Below are 7,619 nucleotides of genomic sequence, written 5' to 3' on the forward strand. Positions count from 1 at the left end.
GCAATGGCTCGATCACGCTGGCGCTGACCGGCGAGCGGCGGGAAGAGATCCTGCGCCAGGCCGCCATGGCCCGCGCCTTCGGGGTCGAGGCAGAGGCGATCTCTCCCGCCGAGGTGAAGGCGATGTATCCGCATGTGAACATCGAGGGCGCCACGGCGGGTGTCTACCTGCCGAAGGACGGGCAGGGCGATCCGGCGAACATCGCGCTGGCGCTGGCCCGGGGCGCGAAGATGCGCGGCGCACAGGTGCTGGAACGGGTGAAGGTCACCGGCGTGGCCCGGCAGGGGCGCCGCATCACCGGCGTGGACTGGGAAGCCGAGGGCGAAGCAGGCCACATCACCTGCGAGCACGTGGTCAACTGCGCCGGCATGTGGGGCCGGGAGGTCGGCCGCATGCTGGGCGTCAACGTCCCCCTGCAGGCCTGCGAGCACTTCTACCTTGTCACCGACACCATCGAGGGTCTGGGCCAGCTGCCCACCCTGCGCGTGCCCGACGAATGCGCCTACTACAAGGAGGACGCGGGCAAGATCCTTCTGGGGGCCTTCGAGCCCGTCGCCAAGCCCTGGGCCCTGGACGGCATCCCCGAGGATTTCGAGTTCGACCAGCTACCAGAGGATTTCGAGCATTTCGAACCGATCATGGAAGCCGCCATCGCCCGCATGCCGATGCTGGCCGAGGCGGGCATCCACACCTTCTTCAACGGCCCCGAAAGCTTCACCCCTGACGATGCCTATCACCTTGGACAGGCGCCCGAGATGGACAATGTCTGGGTCGCGGCGGGGTTCAACTCGATCGGCATCCAGTCCGCCGGGGGCGCAGGCAGGGCACTGGCCGAGTGGATGGAGGCGGGCGAGAAGCCTTTCGATCTGGGCGACGTGGATATCGCGCGGATGCAGCCCTTCCAGGGCAACCGGACCTATCTGGCCGAACGCTCGAAGGAAACGCTCGGCCTGCTCTATGCCGATCACTTCCCGTTCCGCCAGAAGGCCACGGCACGCGGGGTGCGCCGCTCGCCCCTGCACGAGGCGCTGAAGGCCCGGGGCGCGGTCTTCGGCGAGCTGGCGGGCTGGGAGCGCGCCAACTGGTTCGCCGGGCCCGATCAGGCGCCGGTCTACGACTACAGCTGGCGGCGCCCCACGTGGTTTGCCAATGTCGCCGCAGAGCACCGCGCGGTGCGCGAGGGGGTGGGGCTCTACGACATGTCCTCCTTCGGCAAGATCCGCGTCGAGGGGCCGGAGGCCTGCGCCTTTCTGAACCACATCGCGGGCGGACAGATGGACGTGGCACCGGGCAAGATCGTCTACACCCAGTTCCTGAACACGCGTGGCGGGATCGAGGCCGACGTGACCATCACGCGCCTGTCGGAGACCGCCTATCTCGTCGTCACCCCGGCGGCGACGGTGCAGGCCGACATGGCCCATATGCGCCGCCACCTGGGCGAAGCGCGCGTGGTGCTGACCGACGTGACCCCTGGCGAAGCGGTGATTGCCGTCATGGGGCCCAAGGCACGCGACCTCATGGCGCGCGTGTCCCCGAACGACTTCTCCAACGCCGCCCACCCCTTCGGCACCGCCCGCGAGATCGAGATCGGCATGGCCCTGGCTCGCGCGCATCGGGTGACCTACGTGGGCGAGTTGGGCTGGGAGGTCTATGTCCCTTCCGACATGGCGGCCCATGTCTTCGAGGCGCTGCTTGAGGCGGGCGAGGCGCTTGGCGCGACGCTTTGCGGGCTGCACATGATGGACAGTTGCCGGATGGAGAAGGGCTGTCGCCACTTCGGCCATGACATCACCTGCGAGGATCACGTGCTGGAAGCGGGCCTCGGCTTTGCCGTGAAGACCGACAAGCCCGATTTCATCGGCCGTGACGCGGTGCTGCGCAAGAAGGAGGCGGGGCTGTCGATGCGGCTGGTGCTGTTCAAGCTGACGGACCCTGAGCCGCTGCTTTATCACGCCGAACCGGTGTTGCGGGACGGGCAGGTTGTCAGCCACCTGACCTCGGGTGCCCATGGCCATCACCTCGGCGCGGCCATGGGGATGGGCTATATTCCTTCTGCCGGGCAAAGCGTGGAAGAGCTGCTGGGATCGGTCTACGAGATCGACGTGGCGGGCCGCCGCGTGCGGGCCGAGGCCAGCCTGCGGCCCTTCCTTGACCCGAAGTCAGAGCGCGTGAAGGCATGAAAAAGGGCGGCCCCGCAAGGCCGCCCCTTCCTCAGCTCGCCTGCATGCGGCGGATCTTGTCGATCACCCGCTCGTAGTCTTCCTGGTAGCCGATCGGCTCGAAGAAGCGGCCCTTGCGGTCGAACAGCAGCACCGAGGCCGAATGGTCCATGGTGTAGTCGCCGTCCTCAAGCGCCACCTGACGGGCATAGACCCGGAAGGCCTTGATCGCCTTGTCGATCTCGGCGCGCGAGCCCGAGACGCCGGTCACGCCCGGCGCCCAGGAGACATAGTCGCCAAGGGTCTTCACGTCGTCCCGCTCGGGGTCGACGGTGACGAAGAAGACGCGCAGCTGGTTGTCCTCGCCCAGGTCTTCCTGCCAGGTGGCGATGTCGCCGAGAGTCGTGGGGCAGACCTCGGGGCAATGGGTGAAGCCGAAGAAGACGGCGGTGGCGCCGCCCTTCAGGCTGTCTTCGGTGAAGGTGCCGCCATCGGTCATCTGCAGCGCGTAGTCGCCACGGCCCAGCTCGTCGGCGAGGGTGCGGTTCAGCATCGGCTGGATCAGCTTCAGTGCGGCAAAGGCGAGGATCGCCAGGGCAACGAGGCCCCAGAGCGCCAGCGTCAGGCCCTTTCTGCTCATCTCGGGTACTCCTGTCATTTGGGTGGCCCTGCCGGGGCAGGGCCGGGGGGGTCAATGGTGGGCGTGGTCCTGGGCAGCCTTGGCATTCGGCGCACCGATGGCCAGGGGCAGGGTGACCGAGCCGGCGTGTTCGAAGGTCAGGGTGACATCGACCGTCTCGCCCTCGACCAGGGGCGTGTTCAGCTTCATGAACATCAGATGGAGGCCGCCGGGCTTCAGCTCGACCGTCTCTCCGGCCGGGATCACCAGCCCCTCGGTCAGCGCGCGCATCTTCATCACATCGCCTTCCATCGCCATCTCGTGCACCTCGGAGTGACCGGCCACGGCCGTTTCGACGCCGATCAGGCGATCATCGCTGCTGCCGGTGTTGGTGATGGACAGGAAGCCGCCGCCGACGGGGGCATTGGGCAGCGTGGCGCGGGAATAGGCCCCCGAGAGCGTCAGCGCGCCGAGCGTGACATCGCCGGTGCCCATGTCCATCGCGTGGTCGCCATGGCCGTGTCCGGCAGGTGCGGCGGCGCCGTGGTCATGGCCGCCATGGGCGTGGTCCGCGTCATCTCCGGCGACCAGCACCAGCTTCGGCGCCGGGTTCGGCACCTGCCCGCCCGAGGTATCCGTCCAGTCGGCGACGCCGTTGGCGCATTCCTGCAGGGCGGGGAAATGGGCCGTGCTGCCTGCCTCGGCATGGGCGAAGGTGCCGCGCACGGTGAATTCGTCGTACCAGCCGTCTTCCAGGTGGCCGCCGCTCCAGACCACTTCGCGCACGCCCTCGGTCATCTCGGTGCCGTGGTTCATGTAGGGCGTCGCATAGGCGCCGGTGGTGGTGGAGAGTTGCCAGCCGGCCTTGGGCATAGGCTGCACGTTGTAGAAGCCCTCGGGGATCGTCAGGCGGACGGTCTCGGTGGCCTCGCCGTCGCAGCCATGCGGCACGCGCAGGGTGATCTTGGTGGCTTCGCCAAGGCGCACCTCGCGCTGTTCCAGCGTGGCATGGGCCGAGGCGGTGCCGGCGACGGAGGCGGCAAGGGCTGTGGTCAGGGCAAGGGTGGAAAGAAGGGTTTTCATTGTCACTGTCTCTGGTCCGGCGCAGCGGTCAGGGCCGGTCTGCGCATGTCATCCTGCACGCCGGAAGGCGCGCGTTCAAAGGCTCGAAGGCCCGGTATCAGACGTGAAACAGTGGGGGTGCGCGGGGCCCGTGGGCACGCCATCCGGCCTGGTCTGGCCGTCGCTGGACGCGGTCGCGCGGGCGCTCCTGGGCGAAGACCAGCCGCGAGACGGCAGGGTCGATGTGCAGCTCTGGCGCAGTTGGCAGGGCATGGCAGAAGGGGCAGTGATGGGCGTGCCCGGCGGTCTCTTCGCCGGCGCAGAGCGAGCCGGTGCCCGGTTCCAGGGCCAGCACGCTGGAGGCCCGCGCCATCTCATCCGCCGAGGGCGCCATGTGCGCGGCCGACAGCATCCCGCCCCAGGCCAGGGTCAGGGCCAGCAGCAGGACGGATGAGAGGCGGCGCAGGGCGACGGTCATGCCGCTTTCTAGCGCGCAGGAGGGCCTCGCGAAAGTCCCGAACGCGCCCTGGCGCGATCTGCCGCAGGGCCTCGCGGGGCCTGTCCATCCCCTCCTATCCGTTCGGGTAGGTGGGCTACCCTTTGTTGCGGGCCAAGACACCAATGCGCGGCTTAAGATGTGGGCAAGATACAGGCTATACACAGGTATCGAGCGCCGGGACGGACCCTTCATCCACCCCCCTGTCGGGACCCGGCTCCGGCGCTCGGCGACGGCCAGGCGGTCAGGTTCCAAGTGAACCGGCCCCTGTGCGCCGCCTGAAAATCTGGGAGCCGGGTCGGCTCAGCTGACACACACACCAAGCCTCCGACCCGGCTCCAAGGGACCCCGGGCATGTTTCCGCGTACCCACAACGCAGCCCGGGCACCCGGACCGGCGGCGTCCCTCCGTCGGTCCGGACCCTCGTGGCCCTTCTTCCCAAGCCTCCGGTGATGCTCTAGCCTGTGCCAACGGAAAGCAGGCACCGCACCGATGCTGGTCGCGGGCCCAGGGTTCAGGGAGGCCTCCATGGAAATGAGTGACAGCCGCGTGATCGCGGCCGACAGGGCAACCGTCTTCGCCGCGCTGCTCTCGCCCGAGGTGCTGCAGGAATGCGTCCCCGGCGCGCAGGACGTGACCGGCACGCCGGAAGAGGGCTTCGACGCCACTGTGGTGCAGAAGGTCGGCCCGGTGAAGGCTACCTTCAAGGGCCAGGTGACGGTCAGCGAAATCACCGAGGGCGAGGCGCTGACACTGACCGGCGAGGGCAAGGGCGGTGCGGCCGGTTTCGCCAAGGGCGAGGCACGGGTGACCCTGGCCGAGGTCGAGGGCGGCACCCAGCTGAGCTACGAGGTCCAGGCCAAGGTCGGCGGCAAGCTGGCGCAGCTCGGCTCGCGGGTCATCGACGGCTTCGCCAAGAAGATGGCGGATCAGTTCTTCACCCGTTTCCAGGAGGTTCTGGAAGGCCCGGCCGAGGATGCGGCAGAGGGGGGCGAGACCCCTGAGGCGGTGAAGAAGGGCTGGCTGAGCCGCCTGCGCGGCGCCTGAAGGACTGAAACACGTACGACTGGCGCTTGCTCGACTGGGGCCTGAAAGACTGGGGCCCGAATGGCTCGGGGCCCCGCTGCGCGCGGGGTGCGCCTGACAGCAGGGCGGCACCAGTCTCTTGCATTTCCGTGCGCAGACGCGGGGATGCGCACACGGATGTGTGAAAGGGCACAGTGAAACAGCGCGGCCTCTCACCTATCTGTCTGACCTGCGCTGCAGGCGACACCCCTGGGGAGTCCTCGCAGCGCATGGGGCCATTCCGGCCCCTGTAAACCTCACCTCCAGGGAGAACCACATGTCCGCGATCCTGAAGATCCGCGACCTCCGGAAGGTCTACGAGGGCGGCTTCGAGGCGCTGAAAGGCGTCACCCTCGACATCGAGGAGGGAGAGATCCTCGCCCTTCTCGGCCCCAACGGAGCCGGCAAGACGACCCTGATCTCGACGCTGTGCGGGATCACCGAGCCCACCTCGGGCAGCGCCACCGTCGGTGGCTACGACATCAAGACCCAGTATCGCCAGGCGCGCAGCCTGATCGGCCTGGTGCCGCAGGAAATCAACCTCGAGCCCTTCTCCTACGTGGGCGCCAACCTGCACTTCTCGCGCGGGCTGTTCGGCAAGCCCCGCGACGACGCCAAGGTGGAAGACGTGCTGCGCAAGCTGGCGCTCTGGGACAAGCGTGCCAACCGGGTGCGCGAGCTGTCGGGCGGCATGAAGCGGCGCGTGCTGATCGGCAAGGCGCTGGCCCATGAACCCAAGGTGCTGTTCCTCGACGAGCCGACCGCCGGTGTCGACGTGGCCCTGCGCAAGGAGATGTGGGACGTGGTGGCCGACCTGAAGGCCGCCGGCGTCACCATCATCCTGACGACCCACTACATCGAGGAAGCCGAGGCCATGGCCGACCGTGTCGCGGTCATCCGCGATGGCGAGATCCTGATGGTCGAACGCACCGCCGACCTGATGCGCCGCCTCGGGCGCAAGGATCTGACGATCGAGCTGCGCGAGCCGCTCACCGCGATCCCCGAACCGCTGTCGGGCTACGACCTCTGCCTTGGCGAGGATGGTCTGTCGATGACCTACAGCTACGATACCCAGGCCGACCGCACCGGCATCGCCGGGCTGATGTCCGCGCTCAGCGAGGCGGGCATCGTGCTGAAGGACCTGCACACCCGGCAGAGCTCTCTGGAAGAGATCTTCGTCGGACTGGTCGAAGAGAAAGGAGCCCCGGCATGAACCTGCGCGCCGTCCAGGCCATCTACGTCAACGAGATGTCGCGGTTCTTCCGCACCATCGGCCAGAGCTTCATCTCTCCGGTGATCTCGACCTCGCTCTACTTCGTCGTCTTCGGCGCTGCCATCGGGTCGCGCATCGAGACGGTCGAGGGGGTCGCCTACGGGGCCTTCATCGTGCCGGGGCTGATCATGCTCTCGGTGATCATGCAGTCGATCTCCAACGCCAGCTTCGGGATGTACTTCCCCAAGTTCGTCGGCACGGTGTTCGAGCTGCTCTCGGCGCCGGTCAACTTCCTTGAGATCGTGCTGGGCTTCGTCGGCGCGGCGGCGACCAAGGCGCTGTTCATCGGGGTGGTGATCCTGGGCACGGCGGCGGTCTTCGTCGACCTGTCGATCCTGCACCCGCTGGCGATGATCGCCTTCCTGGTGCTGACCTGCCTCGCGTTCTCGCTGATGGGCTTCATCATCGGCATCTGGGCGAAGAACTTCGAACAGCTGCAACTAGTGCCGCTGCTGATCGTCACGCCGCTGGTCTTCCTCGGCGGCTCGTTCTACTCGACCTCGATGCTGCCGCCGGTCTGGCAGACGGTGACCCACTTCAACCCGGTATTCTACCTGATCTCGGGCTTCCGCTGGGCCTTCTTCGGCGTCGCGGACGTGGCCATCGGCTGGAGCCTTCTGGCCATCGCCGCCTTCTTTGCCATCTGCCTCGTCATCGTCTGGCAGATCTTCCGCACCGGCTGGCGCCTGCGCGACTGAGCCGCGCGCCAGTGTGACTTGGCGCCCCCCGGCCGCGGCCGGGGGGCGCCGATTTCAAAGCCCGAAGATCTCAGAGCCCGAAGATGGGTCGGGCCAGCAGGAACATCGCCAGGTAGACCACCGCGATTGCCGCGATGTTCAGCAGGAAGCCCGCCTTCACCATGTCCGACAGCTGCATCTCCTCGTAAGAGAAGACGATGGCGTTCGGCGGCGTTGCCACCGGCATCATGAAGGCCATCGAGGCGCC

The 7,619-nt window shown here is 67.6% G+C and carries 8 protein-coding genes; 4 read left to right on the forward strand and 4 right to left on the reverse strand.

Annotation, left to right across the window (positions count from 1 at the left end; all coding sequences use genetic code 11):
- On the forward strand, window positions 1-2,180 hold a 2,180-nt coding region (locus tag OS124_RS0105510), incomplete at its 5' end, for a GcvT family protein (RefSeq protein WP_010138380.1).
- A 31-nt stretch (window positions 2,181-2,211) separates the two neighbouring features.
- On the opposite strand, the gene OS124_RS0105515 is transcribed toward OS124_RS0105510, so the two are convergent.
- The 3 genes from OS124_RS0105515 to OS124_RS0105525 form a co-directional block, all read right to left on the reverse strand.
- Window positions 2,212-2,799: an SCO family protein gene (locus tag OS124_RS0105515; protein ID WP_010138381.1), complete on the reverse strand. Its 588-nt coding sequence runs from the start codon at window positions 2,797-2,799 to the stop codon at window positions 2,212-2,214.
- A 51-nt stretch (window positions 2,800-2,850) separates the two neighbouring features.
- Complete coding sequence (locus OS124_RS0105520) at window positions 2,851-3,861, reverse strand: DUF1775 domain-containing protein (RefSeq protein ID WP_010138382.1); 1,011 nt, start codon at window positions 3,859-3,861, stop codon at window positions 2,851-2,853.
- Window positions 3,862-3,958: 97 nt separating this feature from the next.
- Window positions 3,959-4,318, reverse strand: coding sequence for a hypothetical protein (locus tag OS124_RS0105525; RefSeq protein ID WP_010138383.1), 360 nt, complete (start codon window positions 4,316-4,318; stop codon window positions 3,959-3,961).
- 546 nt (window positions 4,319-4,864) lie between these two features.
- Here OS124_RS0105525 and OS124_RS0105530 point away from each other — a divergent pair.
- From OS124_RS0105530 to OS124_RS0105540, 3 genes are all read left to right on the forward strand, one after another.
- Window positions 4,865-5,383 (forward strand): CoxG family protein, encoded by a 519-nt coding sequence (locus tag OS124_RS0105530; protein WP_029375198.1) that lies wholly within the window; start codon window positions 4,865-4,867, stop codon window positions 5,381-5,383.
- Between the two features lie 295 nt (window positions 5,384-5,678).
- Window positions 5,679-6,614 (forward strand): ABC transporter ATP-binding protein, encoded by a 936-nt coding sequence (locus OS124_RS0105535; RefSeq protein ID WP_010138385.1) that lies wholly within the window; start codon window positions 5,679-5,681, stop codon window positions 6,612-6,614.
- A complete protein-coding gene (locus OS124_RS0105540) occupies window positions 6,611-7,372 on the forward strand; it encodes an ABC transporter permease (RefSeq protein ID WP_010138386.1) in 762 nt (253 codons plus the stop codon). The genes OS124_RS0105535 and OS124_RS0105540 overlap by 4 nt, the downstream gene beginning before the upstream one ends.
- Window positions 7,373-7,442: 70 nt before the next feature.
- On the opposite strand, the gene OS124_RS26930 is transcribed toward OS124_RS0105540, so the two are convergent.
- Entirely contained in the window at window positions 7,443-7,610 is a 168-nt protein-coding gene (locus OS124_RS26930; protein ID WP_337459414.1) for an anion permease, read from the reverse strand.
- Between the last annotated feature and the right edge of the window lie 9 nt (window positions 7,611-7,619).

Origin of the sequence: Oceanicola sp. S124 (genome assembly GCF_000220565.1) — a bacterium.
Lineage (GTDB): Bacteria > Pseudomonadota > Alphaproteobacteria > Rhodobacterales > Rhodobacteraceae > Pseudooceanicola.